The 19847-nt window shown below is 34.6% G+C and carries 21 protein-coding genes and 1 pseudogene; 5 read left to right on the top strand and 17 right to left on the bottom strand.

Features of this window, described 5'->3' with window-relative positions:
* Positions 1-23: 23 nt before the first annotated feature.
* Both ABH957_RS11240 and ABH957_RS11235 read right to left on the bottom strand, forming a co-directional pair.
* Positions 24-380: a hypothetical protein gene (locus ABH957_RS11240; protein ID WP_088009004.1), complete on the bottom strand. Its 357-nt coding sequence runs from the start codon at positions 378-380 to the stop codon at positions 24-26.
* Between the two features lie 572 nt (positions 381-952).
* Positions 953-1123, bottom strand: a complete 171-nt coding sequence (locus ABH957_RS11235; protein WP_016101959.1) for a hypothetical protein — start codon at positions 1121-1123, stop codon at positions 953-955.
* 329 nt (positions 1124-1452) lie between these two features.
* Between ABH957_RS11235 and ABH957_RS11230 the strand changes: the two genes are divergently transcribed.
* Positions 1453-1821, top strand: a complete 369-nt coding sequence (locus tag ABH957_RS11230) for an FtsB family cell division protein (RefSeq protein ID WP_404453859.1) — start codon at positions 1453-1455, stop codon at positions 1819-1821.
* 197 nt (positions 1822-2018) lie between these two features.
* Positions 2019-2075 (top strand): annotated as a pseudogene (locus tag ABH957_RS11225) (exosporium leader peptide-containing protein); the annotation flags it as partial.
* 17 nt (positions 2076-2092) lie between these two features.
* On the opposite strand, the gene ABH957_RS11220 reads toward ABH957_RS11225, so the two are convergent.
* Together ABH957_RS11220 and ABH957_RS11215 are read right to left on the bottom strand one after the other, a co-directional pair.
* Entirely contained in the window at positions 2093-2341 is a 249-nt protein-coding gene (locus tag ABH957_RS11220) for a hypothetical protein (protein ID WP_404511364.1), read from the bottom strand.
* Positions 2342-2386: 45 nt separating this feature from the next.
* On the bottom strand, positions 2387-2602 hold the full coding sequence (locus ABH957_RS11215; RefSeq protein ID WP_000237377.1) for a hypothetical protein: 216 nt from the start codon (positions 2600-2602) through the stop codon (positions 2387-2389).
* Positions 2603-3033: 431 nt separating this feature from the next.
* Here ABH957_RS11215 and ABH957_RS11210 point away from each other — a divergent pair, with 431 nt between their 5' ends.
* Positions 3034-3231 (top strand): hypothetical protein, encoded by a 198-nt coding sequence (locus ABH957_RS11210; protein ID WP_061690213.1) that lies wholly within the window; start codon positions 3034-3036, stop codon positions 3229-3231.
* Between the two features lie 441 nt (positions 3232-3672).
* Here ABH957_RS11210 and ABH957_RS11205 read toward each other — a convergent pair whose 3' ends face one another.
* The 13 genes from ABH957_RS11205 to ABH957_RS11145 form a co-directional block, all read right to left on the bottom strand.
* Positions 3673-5613 (bottom strand): AMP-binding protein, encoded by a 1941-nt coding sequence (locus tag ABH957_RS11205; RefSeq protein ID WP_404453865.1) that lies wholly within the window; start codon positions 5611-5613, stop codon positions 3673-3675.
* A 49-nt stretch (positions 5614-5662) separates the two neighbouring features.
* A complete protein-coding gene (locus ABH957_RS11200; RefSeq protein WP_404453868.1) occupies positions 5663-7204 on the bottom strand; it encodes an acyl-CoA carboxylase subunit beta in 1542 nt (513 codons plus the stop codon).
* Positions 7205-7206: 2 nt separating this feature from the next.
* On the bottom strand, positions 7207-7995 hold the full coding sequence (locus tag ABH957_RS11195; RefSeq protein ID WP_113936467.1) for an enoyl-CoA hydratase: 789 nt from the start codon (positions 7993-7995) through the stop codon (positions 7207-7209).
* Positions 7996-7999: 4 nt separating this feature from the next.
* Positions 8000-8911: a hydroxymethylglutaryl-CoA lyase gene (mvaB, locus tag ABH957_RS11190; RefSeq protein ID WP_002017011.1), complete on the bottom strand. Its 912-nt coding sequence runs from the start codon at positions 8909-8911 to the stop codon at positions 8000-8002.
* Positions 8912-8932: 21 nt separating this feature from the next.
* Entirely contained in the window at positions 8933-9148 is a 216-nt protein-coding gene (locus ABH957_RS11185) for an acetyl-CoA carboxylase biotin carboxyl carrier protein subunit (RefSeq protein WP_001985297.1), read from the bottom strand.
* Between the two features lie 26 nt (positions 9149-9174).
* The gene (locus ABH957_RS11180) at positions 9175-10512 is read right to left on the bottom strand and encodes an acetyl-CoA carboxylase biotin carboxylase subunit (RefSeq protein ID WP_404448922.1); all 1338 of its coding nucleotides are present in this window, start codon (positions 10510-10512) and stop codon (positions 9175-9177) included.
* 15 nt (positions 10513-10527) lie between these two features.
* Positions 10528-11673 carry an acyl-CoA dehydrogenase gene (locus tag ABH957_RS11175; RefSeq protein ID WP_002032227.1) on the bottom strand — a complete coding sequence of 382 codons (1146 nt, stop codon included), beginning with the start codon at positions 11671-11673 and terminating at the stop codon, positions 10528-10530.
* A gap of 216 nt (positions 11674-11889) precedes the next feature.
* A complete protein-coding gene (locus ABH957_RS11170; RefSeq protein ID WP_404448920.1) occupies positions 11890-12858 on the bottom strand; it encodes a YbgA family protein in 969 nt (322 codons plus the stop codon).
* Positions 12859-12862: 4 nt separating this feature from the next.
* A complete protein-coding gene (locus ABH957_RS11165) occupies positions 12863-13516 on the bottom strand; it encodes a TetR/AcrR family transcriptional regulator (RefSeq protein ID WP_404448918.1) in 654 nt (217 codons plus the stop codon).
* 24 nt (positions 13517-13540) lie between these two features.
* On the bottom strand, positions 13541-14560 hold the full coding sequence (locus ABH957_RS11160; protein ID WP_113936472.1) for an ABC transporter permease: 1020 nt from the start codon (positions 14558-14560) through the stop codon (positions 13541-13543).
* Complete coding sequence (locus ABH957_RS11155) at positions 14557-15282, bottom strand: ABC transporter ATP-binding protein (RefSeq protein WP_404511214.1); 726 nt, start codon at positions 15280-15282, stop codon at positions 14557-14559. The genes ABH957_RS11160 and ABH957_RS11155 overlap by 4 nt, the downstream gene beginning before the upstream one ends.
* A 184-nt stretch (positions 15283-15466) precedes the next feature.
* Positions 15467-15718: a hypothetical protein gene (locus ABH957_RS11150; RefSeq protein ID WP_002017002.1), complete on the bottom strand. Its 252-nt coding sequence runs from the start codon at positions 15716-15718 to the stop codon at positions 15467-15469.
* Positions 15719-15934: 216 nt separating this feature from the next.
* Positions 15935-16777 carry a metallophosphoesterase gene (locus ABH957_RS11145; protein ID WP_404448912.1) on the bottom strand — a complete coding sequence of 281 codons (843 nt, stop codon included), beginning with the start codon at positions 16775-16777 and terminating at the stop codon, positions 15935-15937.
* A gap of 599 nt (positions 16778-17376) precedes the next feature.
* On the opposite strand from ABH957_RS11145, the gene ABH957_RS11140 reads away from it, so the two are divergent.
* Both ABH957_RS11140 and ABH957_RS11135 read left to right on the top strand, forming a co-directional pair.
* Entirely contained in the window at positions 17377-17946 is a 570-nt protein-coding gene (locus ABH957_RS11140) for a methyltransferase (protein ID WP_404448910.1), read from the top strand.
* A gap of 421 nt (positions 17947-18367) precedes the next feature.
* Complete coding sequence (locus ABH957_RS11135; RefSeq protein WP_404511212.1) at positions 18368-19783, top strand: phosphatidylinositol-specific phospholipase C; 1416 nt, start codon at positions 18368-18370, stop codon at positions 19781-19783.
* Positions 19784-19847: the final 64 nt, after the last annotated feature.

The raw sequence follows: 19847 nt of genomic DNA, 5'->3' as shown, positions 1-19847 counted from the left end.
TGGCTTTACAAAAAACAGCATAATTATGCTTTGTTTGCTACGTCAACACCATTAAAATCAAACTCAGCGGTAACCGTTGTAACAGGAGGGAAAATTGCTTCAATTTTGCAAATGGAGATAATTACTCCAACAGATCCAGGAATAGCTGCAAGCTTAACAACATCACAACTTACAGACAAAACAGTACCTACATAAGTACGTCCCTCTGTATTAATTTGAACTGTTTGATTAATTAATTTCTTAAGCTCATCTCTAATTCCTTGTACACAAGAATTATCACATTTCTCATGCTTTTCTTTTTTACACTCTTCGAATATTTCCAAACAATCATCCTGTTTACATGTACACTTCTTTTTACAATTATTAAATCGAGAACCCAAAACCTCACCCCCTAATCCTTTCTATTAGTAAAGTATGTCCAATAGCTTAAAAGTGTACGAGACGAAAGCATAAAAACAAAAAAACAAACACTTGTACTAAACCTTCTTTTTATATACTAAAAACGAAATTGCGTCATTTATAAAAACACCACTAATCTATTTTGTTAATAAAAAATAAAAAAGCGGACACCAAACTACAGAGCAATATAACAACGCCCTTTTTAGTTTGATGTGCACTGGTTCTTCCAGTAGGACTAAATGTATAATTATTATTACAGCATTTTCTCATATTTTAGTATATTTCTTATTAGAAAAGAATTATTTTATATAGATTACTATAAGCATCCATAAAGCCAAGGCGCCAATGATAGCGAGCGCTATACGTGTAGATAGAACCCTTAATTCAAAGTCTGTTTTCTTGGAGGATTCAGGATATGCAATTATGTAGATCCCCTTTAGAACAATTCCAACACCTTTATATTGGCCAAATTCTGCTCTTTTTTAATACAAACATGGCATATTCTATGCCCATCCTTAATCACCTCATTTCTCTACAAAATGAAATTTTTATATCATTCTTCATCATCATCTATCCGAATCAACCGAAGTCGCTTTGTACTATTACCGCACACTTTTTCATAGCTTGGAGCTAACATGCACCAACGCCAATATAATGATTTATTCGCCTTTTCACTAACCTCTAAAATTGTCCCCTCTGTAATAAAATGATCACCTTGATACAATGTATACTCGCTTGTCCCATGGAATCATCATTATTCCCCTCCCTATTAAAATAGCGTTTTTGTTTCAAATAATGCTCTCATTAATTTGGACGCATTTACCAGTATATTTACCAAAAAATTCATGATATCGTTAACTAGTCGATTACGTCATTACTTGACGATTACCCTTAGGAGCCCCGCAGACAATCGGGGTTCCTTTTATTTAAATAAGGATTTTGTTTAAACTTTACAAAACTCACCTAGATTAAACTATCTTCTAAAATTCCCATTGAACATTTATAATACTTTTAAACAGTTTAAATTCTACAATCAGTAATGGAGGCATTTTAATGGGAAACATCCCAAAAATATCATCACAACAATCAAATCCTAAGATACCCTCACAGCAAGTGAACGTTAACACCAAACAAGGTAATAATAAAAAAACAAGACGCCGTATTATAACTACTTTGGCTATTATATTACCTATAATTTTTGTCCTTCAATATTCTCTGAATAACCAACAAGAAATGATTAAAGAAAAACAAATCACGCTGAATACGGAGCAACAAAAATTATCTTCTGTAAAGAAGGATGGTCATTCCCTTAAGAATGATGTTAAAGTTTTAACAGGTAGTGAAGAAGAAATTTTAAAATTCGCAAGGAAACTGTATGGATTTTCCAAACCGAATGAAACTATATTTCAAATAACTGAATAAAATTACACTGTATTATCCAAAAGGCGATATGAAGATAATCGCCTTTTTATATTTAATTTCTAAAGTAATCATACTAATCTCTCTTTCTATCAAATAACTATTTTGTTTAATTTATTAAAATACAGCCACTTGTCCATTTCACTTTGCTCTATCATTACATTTACTATTAGTAATACGATTTTTAGAGGTGATATATAATGGACGAGTTTTTATCTTTTGCTGCACTTAATCCGAGTTCTATTGGACCTACACTTCCACCTGTTCAACCCTTTCAATTCCCTACTGGTCCCACCGGTTCTACAGGAGCTACTGGTGCTACCGGTTCAACTGGACCAACTGGACCAACTGGACCAACCGGACCAACTGGACCAACCGGACCAACCGGACCAACCGGACCAACCGGACCAACCGGACCAACTGGACCAACCGGACCAACTGGACCAACTGGACCAACTGGACCAACTGGATTTAATCTTCCTGCTGGGCCTGCATCTATTACCTTGACTTCTAACGAAACCACAGCATGTGTATCCACTCAAGGAAATAATACTTTATTTTTTTCGGGTCAAGTATTAGTAAACGGTAGTCCTACTCCAGGAGTAGTAGTCAGTTTTTCATTTAGTAACCCTTCTCTTGCTTTCATGGTTCCTCTTGCTGTCATTACCAATGCTTCAGGTAACTTTACCGCTGTATTTCTAGCCGCTAATGGGCCTGGAACAGTAACCGTTACTGCTTCACTTCTTGATTCTCCTGGAACAATGGCAAACGTCACTATTACCATTGTGAATTGTCCGTAACGGTTTTATTTTTAAGGACTAAGCAATTTCTGATAAGATGAGCACAGATTTACAGTGCTCATCTTATCATTGGGATGTTCCTTTCAAATGAAATTTCGTAGCATCCAACGAATGGGATCTAGTTACCACTAATAGAAATGTTCAAGTAACCCCCATTCATTATCTGTTGTCATTTTTGAAAGGACTTGTTCCATACAACAGGTCCTATTTAATCTACACCCTACTAAAATAACGCTTTTATTAAGGACTAATGATCTTTATATTTCTTAAGCTTGTCATCACAAGTACTTTTTATTATTAGTTAAATTCTCAATATAGTTTGTGTATATAATTCCATTCAAAGATACATAATACCCACGTAACTATTTAAAAAAACATCGTTTTTATATCTAAGTTCAAAAAGGAGCTACATAACATGGATAAGAAAAATCTATTAAGTCAACAACTTGATTATGTGTCATCGGATGCGCTGAATACTCCTAGTAAAGCCCAAGAGCAAATGCAAGAAGCATCTCAGGAGGCACATGATTCAAATAAAAAGGACAGTACTCAAGCTTTACATGGCGAAGATTTACCAATTTCTGATGTATATAGAACAACGAACAAACAGTAAATTTAAAAGGGAAAAATCTTAAGAACGAGTGAACTTAATTCTTTTCCCTTTTCCTATTTAAATAATATTTTTATATGAAACACGTACACATTTTTGACACATCCACTATCACAATCTCCTGAAAATTCGTGATAATATTAATTTGTCAGATACGCCAAATTTCGACATTGAACGACAATATTATCTCCCTTATCGAATCCCTGTCCCCCAGGGATTTCTCCTTTTATTCATTACTTTTTCTTCACTAAATTTTCATTCTTAACAAAATTCAATCACTCCATTGAATAGACAGTCTCAGTATCCTATTTTGATAAAAACTAAAAACAAACAGACATACTTACCACTAATAGTAGATTTTTTAACTTCAAATTTACTTTTTCTCTCGTATCTTTTTGTGAACATTAAAAATGAGCTCTATTTACATAGAGCTCATTCGTAATGTTATAGTTTGCTAGACTGTAGTTCTTGAATAAAGGGTACTACTTCAGGATTTACTAGTGACGATAAATCGCCTAACTCTTTTCCTAAGTAAGCTGCTTTAATAACACGTCGCATTACTTTAGAATTACGTGTTTTTGGTAAATCTTCTACAACATGAATATCTTTTGGACATAATGCTTTTCCGATATGAGAATTTACTAAACTCATTAATTCTTTCTTTAATTCTGCTGTAAATATTACACCGTCTCGTAATACTACAAAGCAATGACAAACCTCACCTTTAACATCGTCAGGTACACCAATTGCAGCTGCTTCTATTACATTATTATGTTTCACAAGAATAGATTCATATTCAGCAGGTCCAATACGTTTTCCAGCAATGTTTAACGTATCATCTGAACGGCCTGTAATGATATATTGTTCACCGTCATAAATGACCCAGTCACCATGAACCCATTTATTTTCAAAGCGTGACCAATATGTGTTTACATAACGTTCATCATCTTCCCAGAAACTTTTCGTCATACCTACCCAAGGTTTTTCTAAACATAATTCTCCGACTTCATCTCGAATTGGTTTACCTCGATCATCAAGTACAACCGCTGCCATTCCTGGTAAAGATGCGTTAAAACTAATCGGTGCGATTGGCTTAATTAGGACATTCCCGAAAATCCCACCTGAAATTTCAGTTCCACCTGAATAGTTACAAATTGGTACTTTACCTTTACCAACTGTATTAAATAACCACATCCATGGGTCTGGATTCCAAGGTTCTCCTGTTGATGCGAATACTTCTAAACTCTTTAAAGAATGTTTATTTACATACTCATCACCTTTTGCCATTAATGCACGGATTAACGTTGGCGAAATACCGAGATGAGTAATTTCATATTTATCAACTGTCTCCCATAAGCGATCTGCTTCTGGGAAGTCTGGAACACCTTCGTACATAACCATCGTTGCGCCATTAATTAAAGAGCCGAATAGTAAAAATGGTCCCATCATCCAGCCCATATCAGTTACCCATAATACGCGGTCGCCTTGTTTTATATTCATTCCAAATCCTGCATCAAATGCAGATTTTAGCGGGAAACCAGCATGTGTGTGTACTGTCCCCTTCGGCTTACCAGTCGTTCCTGATGTATATATAAGCATTAATGGATCATCACTGTTCATTTCTTCAGCATGTATAAATGGTTTTTCTTTTTCTAACGTACTCCATGAAAAATCATAATTATGCGGTGTAAAATCATTTCCTGCATGACGAACAATTACCACCTTTTCAACAGTTGGACAATGTTCACAAGCTTTATCTACTTCATCTTTTAATGAAACAATTTTCCCACGGCGTGAAAAGCCATCTGCGGTAATAATCATTTTTGAACCCGCTGCTTGTACACGTGTCATTACTGCATCCGCAGCAAAACCTGAGAATATTGGTGAAATAATCGCTCCAATTTTCATTACTGCTAACATAGCAACAACTGTTTCAGGAATCATTGGCATGTAAATTGTTACACGATCACCTTTTTCAATACCAGCATGTTTCAAACCGTTGGCAACACGGCTTACCCAGCTATCAAGCTCTTCATATGTAAATGATTTCGAAGTTCCGTTTTCCCCTTCATACATAAGTGCTGCTTGTGTTTTCGTTTTATCGTCTGCAAGCCAGCGAGATAAAGCAGATTCTACAACGTTACAGGTTCCCTCAGTATACCACTGTGCAAACGGTGTACCATTTTCTAAATCTAACACTTCTGTATATGGTTTCATCCACTGATAGCCAACTGCTCTCTCAGCTTCTCCCCAAAACCAAGCTGTTTCTTCAATTGACTTATTATAAAAAGCTTCGTAATCTTCATAGCCTAATGATTTCATCCAACCAAATAAACGCGTTTTTTCTTTATATTCTTCTGTTGGAAACCAAACTGCTTGTTTCAATGTTTTCCCCTCCTTGACTTTTTGAGCAAGAAAGCCCTAAATAGGGCTTTTAAACTGGATATACAGGATGTTTACGATCCGTGAATACTTGATATTTACTCATATACATTTCGAATCGTCCTTTTAACTCTTCACGTAAATTATTTGGATGAACAATACCATCAATCACCATCTCTGATGCTAAACGGTAAATATCAATATCTTTCTTATACTCTTCTCGTTTTTCAGCAATAAAGCTTGCACGCTCTTCTTCTGGTAAAGCTGCAATTTTATTTGCATATACAGCATTGACTGCTGCTTCTGGACCCATTACTGCAATAGAAGCTGTCGGTAATGCTAAGCAGCAATCTGGTTCAAACGCTGGACCTGCCATTGCATATAAGCCAGCTCCATATGCTTTTCGAACGACGATAGAAATTTTCGGTACAGTTGCTTCACTCATTGCAGAGATCATTTTTGCACCGTGACGAATAATTCCGGCACGTTCTACTTTTGTACCAATCATAAATCCAGGTACATCTGCAAGGAATAATAATGGGATATGGTATGCATCGCATAAATTTATAAACTTCGCTGCTTTATCAGCTGAATCGTGGAATAATACGCCGCCCTTCATACGCGGCTGATTTGCAATAATGCCAATTGGCTTACCATCAATGCGTGCTAAACCTGTAATTAGTTCTTGAGCAAATAATTTTTTCACTTCAAAGAAAGAACCTTCATCAATAATTCTGTTAATGAGATCTTTCATATTGAAAGGAGCATTTTGATTTTCTGGAATGATTTCTTCTAACGTTTTATCGAACTGTTTCGGTTCTTGAGGTGTAATCAAAGGAGTCTTTTCTAAATAGTTACTTGGAAAATAAGAAATATATTGTCTTGCTTGCGTAATTGCATCTTCTTCTGTTTTACATAAAACATCTCCGCATCCTGATACTGAGCAATGCATACGTGCTCCGCCCATTTCTTCTAAAGTTACCTTCTCACCGATAACCATTTCAGCCATACGCGGAGACCCTAAATACATAGAAGCATTTCCTTCAACCATCATAACAACGTCACAAAATGCTGGAATATACGCACCACCAGCCGCTGAAGGTCCAAATAATAAACAAATTTGTGGCACTTTACCAGATAATTTCACTTGGTTATAAAAGATCCTTCCTGCACCGCGGCGTCCAGGGAACATTTCAACTTGATCTGTAATACGTGCCCCAGCAGAGTCAACTAAATAAAATAACGGTACACGTAATTTCTCAGCCGTTTCTTGAATACGTAAAATCTTTTCAACTGTACGTGCTCCCCATGATCCAGCTTTTACAGTCGAATCATTTGCCATTACGCACGCAGTACGACCATGTATTTTACCAGTCGCAGTTACAACACCATCAGCTGGTAATCCAGTTTGTTCACAATTTGCAAATAATGCATCTTCCACATATTCACCATTATCGAATAAAAGAGCTAAACGATCTCGAACAAAAAGTTTCCCTTTTGCTTTGTTTTGTTCATGATATTTCGGTGCCCCGCCTTGCTTAATTGTTTCAACCCGTTCTTCAAATGGATTAGATTGTTGTTTTTGATCTAACATATTTACTCCCCCTTATACATTGGTTTGCGTTTTTCCTTGAATGCCTGTAATCCTTCTAATCTATCTTTCGTATCGATTACGCCCTCATACGCCTGTTTTTCCATTTGTAAGCCGGTATGTAAATCTACTTGAATACCATTTGAAATTGCTTCTTTTGCTAATCGAACGGCAATTGGACCATTATTAGCAATTCGATCTGCAATTTCAATTGCTTTCTCTTCTAGTAAATCAGCTGGTACTACGAATTCTACTAAACCATACTCTTTCGCTTCTTGCGCCGAAATACGTCTTCCTGTATAAATTAATTCTTTCGCTCTACCAACTCCAATTAATCTAGGTAAGCGCTGAGTACCACCCGCCCCAGGTATAATTGCAAGGGAAGTTTCAGTGAGACCTAGACTTGCAGTGTCAGAAGCAATTCTAAAATCACAAGCTAAGCTTAATTCAGTACCTCCACCAAGTGCGATTCCATTAATAGCAGCAATAACTGGTTGTGGTAATTGTTCCACCATCTCCATAGTAGAACGAATCATACCCACAGCATGGCGAACTTGTTCTTCACTCATGTTGGCACGCTCTTTTAGATCAGCACCAGCGCAAAATGCTTTTTCGCCATCCCCTGTTAAAATAACAACGCGCGTATTTGATTCTTCGTTTATTTGAGTTAATATAGTTTGTAATTCTTCTAATAATGCCAAGGATAATGAGTTTGCTTGTCTTTCACGATTTAACGAAATCTTTACAACGTGCGGTGTAACATAGTCAACTGAAATGTTTTGTAATTGTAGCATCTTCTCACCTACTTATCGTTTTATGTTGAAGCGCTCTATACACATGACTCGGTAATTGGATATTTAACTTACTTTGAATAAACTGACTAGCTCTCAATAACTTTTCTTCATCAATATTAGTTTGGACTCCCAGCTTATGGAGCATATGCACTAAGTCATCAGTAGCAACATTACCCGATGCTCCTGGTGCATAAGGACATCCTCCGAGTCCACCACAAGAACTATCAAACGTTGTAATACCATATTCTAAAGACTTAACTACATTCGCCAGAGCCATTCCATACGTATTATGAAAATGCATTGCAAACTGCGAAGCATCATACTTCTTTAATAGATGTTCTAATACTTGTTCTACTTGTAATGGATTCGCTACACCAATCGTGTCCCCGAGAGAAACTTCATAAATGCCGTATGAAAATAGTTGATTACATATTTCGTCAACTGCTGTGGCACTTATATCCCCTTCATAAGGACATCCAAATACAGTAGAAACATAGCCTCTTACCTTTTTACCTTCGAACGTTGCCTGTTTTGTTATATCTTCAATTACAGCTAATGCTTCTTTAATAGATTTATTAATATTACTTTTATTGTGAGATTCACTTGCTGATAAAAAAACATTCACCTCATCTACATTTTGCAAAAAAGCTCGTTCCAAACCATTTTGATTTGGAACAAGCGCTGCATATGTAACATTTGGATCCCTTTTTAGCTCAGAAAATACATCACTTGCATCTGCTAATGCAGGAACCCATTTAGGGTGAACGAATGAGGAAACTTCAACGTACGACAATCCCGCTTCTGTAAGTAGTTGAATCCATTTTACTTTATCTTTTGTGCCAACAATCTTTTTTTCATTCTGTAAGCCATCACGTGGCCCGACTTCTTTAATGACAGCAAAATTAGGTAGTTTCAATTCGCTTCCCCCTATATCTCCCTATTCAATTTCTAGTAATACATCTCCTTCATTTACAAAATCGCCTTCTTGTACGTTAATTTTCATAACAGTTCCGGCTTCTTCTGAAACGATTGGAATTTCCATTTTCATAGATTCCAAAATGACGACATCCTGCTCTTCCTCTACTGTATCTCCTACTCCTACAACAATTTTCCAAACATTTCCTGCCATCGATGCATATACTTTCGTCATCATTTTTTCCCCCTTAATATTCATAACTCTTATTTTTTAACAAGTTGTTTCGTTACGAAACCCGTTGTATAAATACCACTTTTGAACACATCGTCTCCGAGTACTTGCAGTAACATTGGTGTGTTTGTTTTAATACCTTCTACTTTTAACTCTTCTAGAGCAATTTTTAATTTTGAAATCGCTTCTTCACGAGTTTCACCATGTGCGATTACTTTCGCAATCATTGGATCATAGAAAGGTGTAATCGTTACTTGATTCTCCAAAAAGTGATCAATACGTATATTTGTCGGTAACGTTAAATTTGTAATTTTCCCAGGTGATGGGAAGAATGTTTTCGGATCTTCTGCATAAATACGAGCCTCAATGGCATGACCACTACGTTTTACATCATCCTGTGTAAATGATAGCTTCTCACCATATGCGATAAGTAATTGTTGTTCAACTAAGTCTAACCCAGTAATTTCTTCTGTAACTGGATGTTCTACTTGTAATCTCGTATTCATTTCTAAGAAATAAAAGTTCTTTTGATCATCTACAAGAAACTCTACTGTACCTGCATTTGTATAACCAAGTGCTTTAGCAGCCTGTACAGCAACTTCTCCCATAGCCTTTCGTGTACCCTCATCTAAAAATGGTGAAGGTGCTTCTTCAATTACTTTTTGATTTCGGCGCTGCACTGAACATTCGCGTTCCCATAAATACACTGTATTACCATGTGTATCTGCTAAAAGCTGAATTTCAATATGATGTGCATCTGCTATATAGCGCTCTAAATACATTTCTCCGTTACCAAAGAAATTTTGCGCTCTTGTTTTATTACTTTCAAATGCTTTGGTGAGCGTTTGCTCAGTTTCCATCAACTGCATTCCAATGCCTCCGCCGCCCGCGGATGCCTTAAGCATTAATGGATAACCAATTTGTTTCGCAATTTCAATTGCTTCTTCAGCAGTTTCAATATTTGTAGTAATTCCTGGAACTACTGGCACATCTGCTGCTTGCATCGCTATACGTGACTCAATTTTACTTCCCATCTTAGTAATGATTTCTTCTGAAGGACCGATAAATACGATTCCTTCTTCTTTACAGCGAATCGGAAAAGATGGATTCTCTGATAATAATCCGTACCCCGGATGGATTGCTTCAGCATTTGTCTTCTTAGCTATTTCAATAATTTTTTCAAGGTTTAAATAGCTTTCTTGGACACGTGGACCGCCTACTAAGTAAGCTTCATTTGCCAATTTTACATGAAGGGCATTTTCATCAGCCTCAGAATAAATAGCAACGGTACGAATGCCAAGTTTTTGACAAGTTTTCATAATGCGAACTGCGATTTCCCCGCGATTAGCAATTAATATTTTTTGAAACATAGTGACTCCTCCTTTTTATCTACATCCTAAATGTCTTGCAATTACGAGACGTTGAATTTCAGAAGTTCCTTCACCAATTTCTAAAAGTTTTGCATCACGAATATATCGTTCAACTTCATATTCGCGCATATAGCCATATCCACCATGAATTTGTACTGCATGATTTGCTATACGACTTGCAGCTTCAGATGCAAACAACTTTGCCATAGCCGCTTCTTTACCGAAAGGTTTATCGTTATCTTTTAACCAAGCTGCTTTATGTACTAAATTACGCGCTAATTCTACTTCAGTCGCCATATCAGCCAATTTAAATTGAATCGCTTGGAAATTAGAAATCGGTTTTCCAAATTGTTGACGTTCCTTCGCATATTGCAATGCACGTTCAAATGCAGATTGTGCAATACCTACTGCTAATGCTGCAATTGAAATACGTCCTCCATCAAGTGTATATAAGAATTGTTTAAATCCTTTATTTACATCACCAAGAATATTTTCTTTCGGTACACGTACACCATCAAGTACGATTTCACAAGTATTAGAAGCACGAACACCCATCTTATCGTAAGGGCTTGAAATCGTTAATCCTTCACTAGTAGTCGGTACGATAAATGCAGAAATACGTTTTTTACCATTGTCTTCAAAACCGTTGATAGCGGTTACAATAATTGTATTTGCATACTCTGCGTTTGTAATCCAGCACTTTTCACCACTAATAACATATTCATCGCCATCTAAAATTGCTTTCGTTTGTGTGCCCCCTGCATCAGATCCAGCATTTGGCTCCGTTAATCCGAAAGCACCTAACGTTTTACCTGACGCCATTGGAACTAAAAATTTCTGTTTTTGTTCTTCTGTACCGAAATAATAAATTGGAGAAGCACCTAATGAAATTGTTGCAGCATAGCTTAAACCTGTTCCACCACAAGCACGACCAATTTCTTCAACAGCTAACGCGTACGATAACGTATCTCCACCTGAACCTCCATACTCTTCTGGGAATGGGATACCTAATAATCCTAGTTCGCCCATTTTTTGAAATGTTTCATATGGAAATTCCGCAGTTTTGTCATAATATACAGCTTTCGGTGCGATTTCCTTTTCAGCAAAATCACGTACCATTTCTTTAATCATTTGTTTTTCGCGAGTTAGAGTAAATTCCATTCCGCTACACACCCCTTATCGAATATTGAGTTTCGACAGCGTGCGAGTTTCTACTACAAACATTACTTCTTAAAAGACATGAATATTAGTTAGACAATTGCTATAATTCTGTCATAACTTAATTTTAAAACAGATTCTGTACCAATGCACAAAAAAATTCCTACATTGTTCTACAACAACATAGGAGGTTTTGTGTCGAATTATGTAATTTATTGTTTAATAATCTCTACCTTTTCCCGAATCAGAAATTTCTACTAACCCTTCAGGGTATGGCTCAAAATATGTTTGTCTTAATAAATACTTTTCATCAAATCGAATGGCCCATGATTTTAAAATTGTAAGCAAACTACTAAGTGGTATTTTCTTTTCTGCATATTTTTGTATCAGTTCTAGAAAATGATCTTTTTCTTGTTTTTTTAGCTTTGTTTTAAAATATCCGAAAATGTGCTCACATACATTTACATTCGATGTATAGCGAGGCGCGCGAATAAATAATTCATATAAAATCTTCTCATAGTTATCAAATACGACTTCAATTGTTTCATTTTTTTGATTTGCAATAATACGCCCTAATTCTTTTTGTTTCAGCTGATTATATGCCATAAATAAATACTTATAATCTGATTGAAACGCTATGAGTTCTTTTATGTTTTTAGTATGTTTAATCATTTTGTAATGCGCGATTGTAAACAATCTTGTAAAGAAATGCTCTCTAATAATAAAATTCGACAATCTACCTTCTTCTTCAATTGGAAGATGCGAAAATTTTTTTATTACTGCTCCGCCAAATAATCCAGTTCCTTTTCCTTTTACTGGCCCTTTTTCAAAACCAGAATAGATTTTCACATCACGAGTTCCGCAACTTGGCGAACGATTCTTCAAAATAAAACCGTCAACTTCAGGTAATGTTTGTAAAAACGCATTTGAAAATTCATTCATTTTTTCAGTTACATCTTCTCGTATTGACGGTTGTACAAGCATATTCGCACCATTTTTTTCTACAATACGTATCGTTTCACGAGGAGTCCCTAAACCAATTTCTACTTCAGGACATACAGGTATAAATGTAACAAATGGCTGCAAGTTTCGAATTGTTAAATCTGGAACCATCTCTCCATTATAACGACAGGCATCAAATTCTAAACATTTACTTACAACAATTATCGGTTTAGCAAATTGTCGCATCACATTACCTCCGTGGCGTTAGTCCATACAATATAAATTGAATCGTATTTTCAATTTCCACTTCATCGTCCCATTTCTCTTCCGGCAATAATAAAAACCTCGTTAAGAGCAACCCTAATACAGCTGATAAAGTAAGACGTAATACGGAAGATGGCGGAAGTTCAATAATTTCCCCTTCTTCTTGAAACTTTACAATCAGCTTTTTAAAATGTACAAGCAGTTCTGTTTCTATTAATTGTTGTATTTCACTTTTTAGTTCCGGCTGAAATGGTACTTCTTGAATTAATATTTTTATCATTGGAAAGTGCTTTTTAGCAAATTCAAATCTATTTTGAATTATTACTCTTAAAAGCACTTCATACGATTCATACTCTGTTTTAAATATTTCTTTTGCAAAGGCTTGTACGAAAAATGGCGCAGCAAACTTTGTTAAGGTCGGCATCACGACTGCAAACAATAAATCTTTTTTCGTTTTATAGTAGCGGAAGATTGTTCCTTCCGCTACACCAGCTCGCTTTGCAATTTCACTCGTTGAAGTTGAGGCGTACCCTTTTTCTCCAAACATATCAACAGCTGCCTCTAATATACGCATTTGACGTTCATTACGTTTATCAGTATTCGTTGCGGCAACTAATTCTTCCAGCCAATCCTTCTTCATTTATTGTGCTCCTTTTTATCATCATTATATTTTGCGATGTTTCTTTAATGCAAATACATTTCCTACTGCAAATAATAGTGAAAAAAGTAGTAATACAGTAAGATCTAATGCAATCTCTGTAAACCCTTGATTCCGAATCATTACTTGTCTCATAGCGTCAGCACCATATGTGAGTGGAAATAATTTACCTAACATTTGTAACCATGTATTCATGGATTCCATTGGAAACAACCCAGAAAAGAAGACTTGTGGCACGATAACAAGCGGTATAAATTGAATCATTTGAAATTCATTATTTGCGTATGCCGATAAAAATGTGCCTAATGTTAGTGCAGTTAAAGAAAGCATACATGTTATAAGTAGCGTTAGCCATATTGAGCCAGCTACATATAAATCTAAAATATAAACTGAAAAACTTACAATTATAATAGATTGTATAAATGCAAAGATTCCAAAACCAATAATATATCCTAAAACTATTTCCCATCTTCTCACTGGTGTGGACAATAACCTCTCTAATGTACCACTTAAACGTTCTCTTACAAAAGATACTCCGGACAATATAAATACAAAGAAAAATGTAAAGAAACCAATTAATACGGGACCAAGCCCATCGAACATCGTAATGTCTTTAGAGCCATGTAAATAATCCACTTCAGGCTTCATCATTGATACATCATTCTTCTCTGTACTCTTTTGCAATACTTGAAGTACTGCACGGTTTTTTGATGAATCACTGCCTTCTAATAGAAGATTCATTTTTCCATTTTCTAAATGAATTACTGCATCTACCTTTTGCTTTTCTAATTCCGAAATTGCTTTGTCTTTACTATATTCATAAATTGATGCTTCTTGATTTTTCATTGCTTTTACTATAGGAGCAGGTACATCGACTACAGCAATATGCGGTATATAGTCTTTTTGTGTAAATACTAGCGATAATAACCAAAGTAATAACATTGGTGCCCCAAACATCATTGCTAAAGAACGCTTATCTCGAAAAAATTGACGAATGATACGGATGACTACACCATTAACTCTCATGATTCAATCACTCCTTCTAACATAAAGACATCTTCAATTCGTCCAGAAGATGTTTGTTTTTTCAATTCCTCCGGTGTGCCAATCGCAACTAAATTCCCTTCTCTAATTAGCCCTAGACGTTCGCAAAACTCAGCTTCATCCATAATGTGCGTTGTTACAATAATAGTTGTTCCTTTCTTTTTAAGGTCATAAAACTTCTCCCAAATCGATTTTCGAAGTAGAGGATCTATCCCAACTGTTGGCTCATCTAAAATTAATATTTCTGGTTCATGAAGGAGTGCTATCGCCAATGATAAACGTTTTTTCATTCCACCTGAAAAATGCTGTACTTGCTTTTTCATATGCTCTGATAATTGCACAAGTTCAAAAACTTCTACGATTCTCTCTTTCTTACGCTTACCTTTTAACCCATACATCGTTGCAATAAAATCTGCATTTTCATATGCCGATAGTTCTTCGTATAATGCATCAGCCTGAGCCATATAACCAATTCTTTTCATTTCATTTAGATTAGGCATGTTTGTATTAAAAACAATTACATCCCCTGTAGTTGACTCATTAATACCTGCAATCATTTTAATGAGTGTTGTTTTCCCTGATCCGGAAGGTCCAACCAAGCCAAAAATTTCTGCTTTTTCTACTTGCAGCGAAAGGTTATACAAAACTTCTTTTTTCCCAAAATTTTTTGATACATCTCGTAAAATAATTGAAGGTTGCTGCACTAAAAATCCCCCTTTTCTTTAAAATGAGTGAGTACTCACTTTTATTTTACTCTCGAATTATTATATGTCAAACTTTTCAAACATATATTTTTTCTGTTATTTACTAAATCAATGAAACAGAGTCGACATTAGAATATCTTTTCTTAAAGTCGACTCTGTTTCATTGTAAATTATTCGATTTTTGTTATGTTTTTAAATTTAAATACCTTCTAATTCTAGCAACATCTAAAGAATATTCGATAACTATTTGCTGTATTGGTAATATAACCGTTTCCGGATATAAATGTGCATATTGTAACGTTTCTGCATACTTTTCCAACCGTTTTTCTAAATACTTTACAATTTGCTCAGGATGACTTACTAATAAAGACGTACTATAATAATGAATTTGCTCCTCAATCGCCGTATATTCTTCAATTTCAAATTCTTTATGCATTTGTACACCCCTTTATATTTTTAATATTGCTTAATAATAACTATTTTAACTCGACTAATTTTTAAGTTTTTTGATTATTTACACTATAACAAACTCAATAGGTCAAATTTTGTTACTTTATGTAACGTTGAAAAATTTTAACAAAATTGTAATGGAAACTTGTACTCAAGAAAAACTACCTTTAAATTATTCTCCTGAACAAAAAAGCCATACAGATTAATTTAACTGCACGACTACAATCTCAGGTCTATTAAAAACTCTTTGCGGAATGATACTATTGCCTAATCCTCTACTAACTATCATAGACGTATTTTGTTGTTCATATAAACCCGCTGTATATTTGGGCAGTATTCCTTGATTAGGAGCAACTAATCCCCCGATAAAAGGTAACCGAACTTGTCCCCCATGTGCATGACCCGATAACACTAAATCTACTTTCTCCTCAGCATACTCTTCTAGAAATTCAGGCCTATGGGATAATAATACATTATACCTATCTGGCTGCGTTTCAATTTTTGCTTTTACAATTGCATCTTTTACAATACTTCCTTCATCAATATCTCCAGTATTAAATTCCGGATCATCAATTCCTAACAAGTTTATTTCGTGTCCTCCCTTTTGTATTATTACATGTTCATTTCTTAAAACAGTGACATGCTGTTTCTTTAAATTTTTTTCTAAACTGTTATATTTTCCTGACCATTTTTCATGATTTCCTGTCACAAAATATACCGGATATTCCTTCACAAGTTCTCGTATTACTTGCATACTCATTTCTGCATCGTACGATTTACTGTCTATTAAATCACCCGTAATAGCAATAATATCTGGATTTATGCTTTTTACTTTTTGAATTAAAACGTCTTGATTATCACCAAATTTTTTATTATGTAAATCTGAAATTTGTAGTATTTTATATCCTTTAAAAGAAGAGGGAATTTTACTAGAGGTTATTTTAACCTCAGTTATACTTATTAAATTGTTTTGTAAATATAAAAAGATACTAATGCCTACTAATATACCAATAATTAATATGATTCTTTTAGTCTTCTTGTTCATACTTCCTCCTAAAATCTTAATCAGTACTACAGTTCACAATAAATATTACGTGCCCTTCGCATTCAGAATAACTGAAATTTTTTAATTGATTTGTAGAATTTGTTATAGTTTTATACGCCACTTATAAAATTTTTCAATCGCATGTGTGTATGATGTCATGCTCATTTTTCAGTAATTTTATAGCGGATCACTGGAATCTCTTCATAATATTAACATTTATCTTACTTAGTTTGATAACTATAGCATGATAATTCCTATAGTTTTTTATAAAAATATTGTGTACTTTTCTCGAAGTATATACGACATTTGATTACAAATATATTATTACCACTACGATTTTAATTTGTTTAAAACGTACAAAGAGAGAATTGAAACACTAAATTGCCTTATGAAAAGGTATTACTGTATTATTTGTTAGAAAATTGAAAAAACATGTGTAGATAGCTATCATTGTAAGTGCATATATAATTAACTTTAATTTTCTGACATATTTTCACATAATTCTTAAACTAGTTTTTTGCGTGCATTATGAAACAAAATATTGCCCGTGTCAGTCTTTAAAAGATTATATATCATAACTTAAAAGGAGGAAGAAAACTATGAAGAAGAAAAGAAAAGTCATTATGACGACTGCGCTTGCAGCTACATTGGCTACAGGTGCACTACCAAGTACATCGGTGTTTGCTGCTGAAAAAGAGGCTCCTATCCAACAAGAAGAGACACAGATGAGTATTCAACCATTTGCACAAAATAATTTGGAAACAGCAGTTGACGCTGCCTTAAATGGTCCAGAAGTCAAAAAAATAAAAGTATTTGAGCATGAATTTAATGTAAAACCAATTGAAGTAGTAAATTTAGGTGGCGGTAAAACATATGTTAAGGGACAAATTTCTCATCATTTAAGTTTTCGTCCAGATGATCAATTTTATTATGAGTTTACAGTGCAAGATGGAAAGGTAATAGATAAGCCTGTATTTAATATTGATAGAGGTGGTTGGACACCATTTGCTGCTCCACTTTTATCAATTCTTGCTGCGTATAATGGGATTCCAGTTAATCCAAATGATTTAAATGCACTTGGTCAACAGATTGGAAAAGTGATAGATGGAAGCTGGGAACATGCAGCCCAATCTATCGCAACTGTAGTTAGTTTAAGTTTTAATGAGTAGAATTTCTTAATTTTTGTTAGCCTAACAGAGTCCCATTTTTCATAAGTAACCTTGTTATAAAAAATTCTGAAACAGCTATAAATAGATTTTTACCACTCAATCACATTATCTTGATTTGTTAACCACCTTATCATTCATTATATGTCACAAAATAGAAGTCTTTTTTAAGACTTCTGTTTTGTTTGTATACAGTACAGCGGAAAGTTTGTTTTTTACCTATCCATGCTTCAATTCTTTAAGAATCCGTTTGACTATTAGATACAATTTATTACAACAAACTATTAAAATCTCAAATAACTTCCTACCCTATTTTGATTTTTTCAAACACAAAAATTCATTACTTTAAGAATGAAAACAATAGATGTAGTAAAAAATCATCTTGTTTTATTATATCTATTGTTTAAAAGTCAGGAGAGATAAAATGAACAAAATAAAAATGAGGAATTTTTTTAAAATTAGTATCCTTACTTGTTTCACACTAGCAAGTTTAAGTACACCATCTACTATTTTTGCTGATAGTCATCCAGGTTATTCCTATGAATCCAATATAGGCTATCAAAACCCAGCATGGATGTCGAAAGTAGCAGATTCAACAAAATTGAGTGAAATATCTATTCCAGGGACTCACGGTACAATGGCTTTACATGGAGCAAGTTTTCTTGATGAAAATTTGACAAGAAATCAAACTATGAGTCTACCACAACAATTAAATTCCGGAATTCGATATGTAGATATGCGTGTTAAACGTGTAAAAGATTCTTTTGCAATGTACCATGGGATTGTAAATCAAAAAGCAATGTTTGAAGATGTATTAAAAGAGGCAATTCAATTTTTAAAAGATCATCCTACAGAAACAATTTTAATGCGCTTAAAAGAAGAAACTACTCCTGAAAGTGGCTCACTATCATTCGAGGAAATACTTAATAAATACAAAGACCTTAATTCTTCCTATTTTTGGGATCCAAGTTCTGTACCAGCTTCAAAAAGAAATAACCCTACTCTAGGAGACATCCGAGGGAAAATTGTAATCTTACAAAACTTTACAGCCTCTCAGCAATATGGTATTAATTACGATAGCTTAAATATACAAGATACATTTGAAATTGAAAACGGACCAGACGGAATGTATGAAAAATGGAATGCGGTGAGAACCCACCTTCAAAATGCAAATAATAATTTTAACAATGATAAACTCTATCTTAACCATTTTAGTGGCACAGGTGGTGCTGCTGCATTATTAAATAATGTTTATCCTTGGTTTGTTGCAAGTGGTAAAGAGAGCAGAAATACTGATAGTAACCCCAAGATGATTCAAAAAGCTACAACTAATGCGTGGGAAGATTTCCCTCGTGATATAAATGGTCAAGTATTTTATGGTGGAATGAATACACTTGGGACCGAACTCTTGCAACAAGGTGGAATTAAACATTCTGGTATTATCGCAGCTGATTTTCCTGGTCCAGGTTTAATTGATAGTATCATTAAATTAAATGGTATACATTCGAATGAAAAAGAAATATTAATTTCGCAAATTTCATCCGAATCTAGCCCTTTATCCGGACAACAAAATCGATCCAGTCAAAACTTTAAAATTGATAGTTTACCTGTAGGTACTAAGGAATTAAAATGGATTATTGAGCCTTCAGAAAAAGATCATCCTTCTTCTATCTCTTTCAATGTAATGATTGACGTTTCCCTAGGTACAGATTCTACTCGTTGGAAAAATATTTCACATGGATCTAGGACTGAAGCTTATACGAATGCTAAATATTATATTGCAAGCCCACTTGGTGCCACTAACAAATTTACAGTGAAAATATACGCTATTACAAATTAAAAAATAAAGAATCCCAATGGAATTCCTTTTTGATGGAATACCATTGGGGTTCTTTAATAATTTC

Source organism: Bacillus sp. RC242, from assembly GCF_044908245.1.
GTDB lineage: Bacteria > Bacillota > Bacilli > Bacillales > Bacillaceae_G > Bacillus_A > Bacillus_A mycoides.
This window is presented reverse-complemented; position numbering and strand designations above follow the sequence as displayed.

Excerpts from the sequence above, each read along its gene's own strand:
- ABH957_RS11230 (WP_404453859.1), top strand. The coding sequence starts at position 1,453 with ATGGGAAACATCCCAAAAATATCATCACAACAATCAAATCCTAAGATA.
- ABH957_RS11215 (WP_000237377.1), bottom strand. The coding sequence starts at position 2,602 with ATGGTAATAGTGACGTTTGCCATTGTTCCAGGAGAATCAAGAAGTGAA.
- ABH957_RS11210 (WP_061690213.1), top strand. The coding sequence starts at position 3,034 with ATGGATAAGAAAAATCTATTAAGTCAACAACTTGATTATGTGTCATCG.
- ABH957_RS11200 (WP_404453868.1), bottom strand. The coding sequence starts at position 7,204 with ATGTTAGATCAAAAACAACAATCTAATCCATTTGAAGAACGGGTTGAA.
- ABH957_RS11195 (WP_113936467.1), bottom strand. The coding sequence starts at position 7,995 with ATGCTACAATTACAAAACATTTCAGTTGACTATGTTACACCGCACGTT.
- ABH957_RS11185 (WP_001985297.1), bottom strand. The coding sequence starts at position 9,148 with ATGATGACGAAAGTATATGCATCGATGGCAGGAAATGTTTGGAAAATT.
- ABH957_RS11180 (WP_404448922.1), bottom strand. The coding sequence starts at position 10,512 with ATGTTTCAAAAAATATTAATTGCTAATCGCGGGGAAATCGCAGTTCGC.
- ABH957_RS11175 (WP_002032227.1), bottom strand. The coding sequence starts at position 11,673 with ATGGAATTTACTCTAACTCGCGAAAAACAAATGATTAAAGAAATGGTA.
- ABH957_RS11170 (WP_404448920.1), bottom strand. The coding sequence starts at position 12,858 with ATGCGACAATTTGCTAAACCGATAATTGTTGTAAGTAAATGTTTAGAA.
- ABH957_RS11165 (WP_404448918.1), bottom strand. The coding sequence starts at position 13,516 with ATGAAGAAGGATTGGCTGGAAGAATTAGTTGCCGCAACGAATACTGAT.
- ABH957_RS11160 (WP_113936472.1), bottom strand. The coding sequence starts at position 14,560 with ATGAGAGTTAATGGTGTAGTCATCCGTATCATTCGTCAATTTTTTCGA.
- ABH957_RS11150 (WP_002017002.1), bottom strand. The coding sequence starts at position 15,718 with ATGCATAAAGAATTTGAAATTGAAGAATATACGGCGATTGAGGAGCAA.
- ABH957_RS11145 (WP_404448912.1), bottom strand. The coding sequence starts at position 16,777 with ATGAACAAGAAGACTAAAAGAATCATATTAATTATTGGTATATTAGTA.
- ABH957_RS11140 (WP_404448910.1), top strand. The coding sequence starts at position 17,377 with ATGAAGAAGAAAAGAAAAGTCATTATGACGACTGCGCTTGCAGCTACA.
- ABH957_RS11135 (WP_404511212.1), top strand. The coding sequence starts at position 18,368 with ATGAACAAAATAAAAATGAGGAATTTTTTTAAAATTAGTATCCTTACT.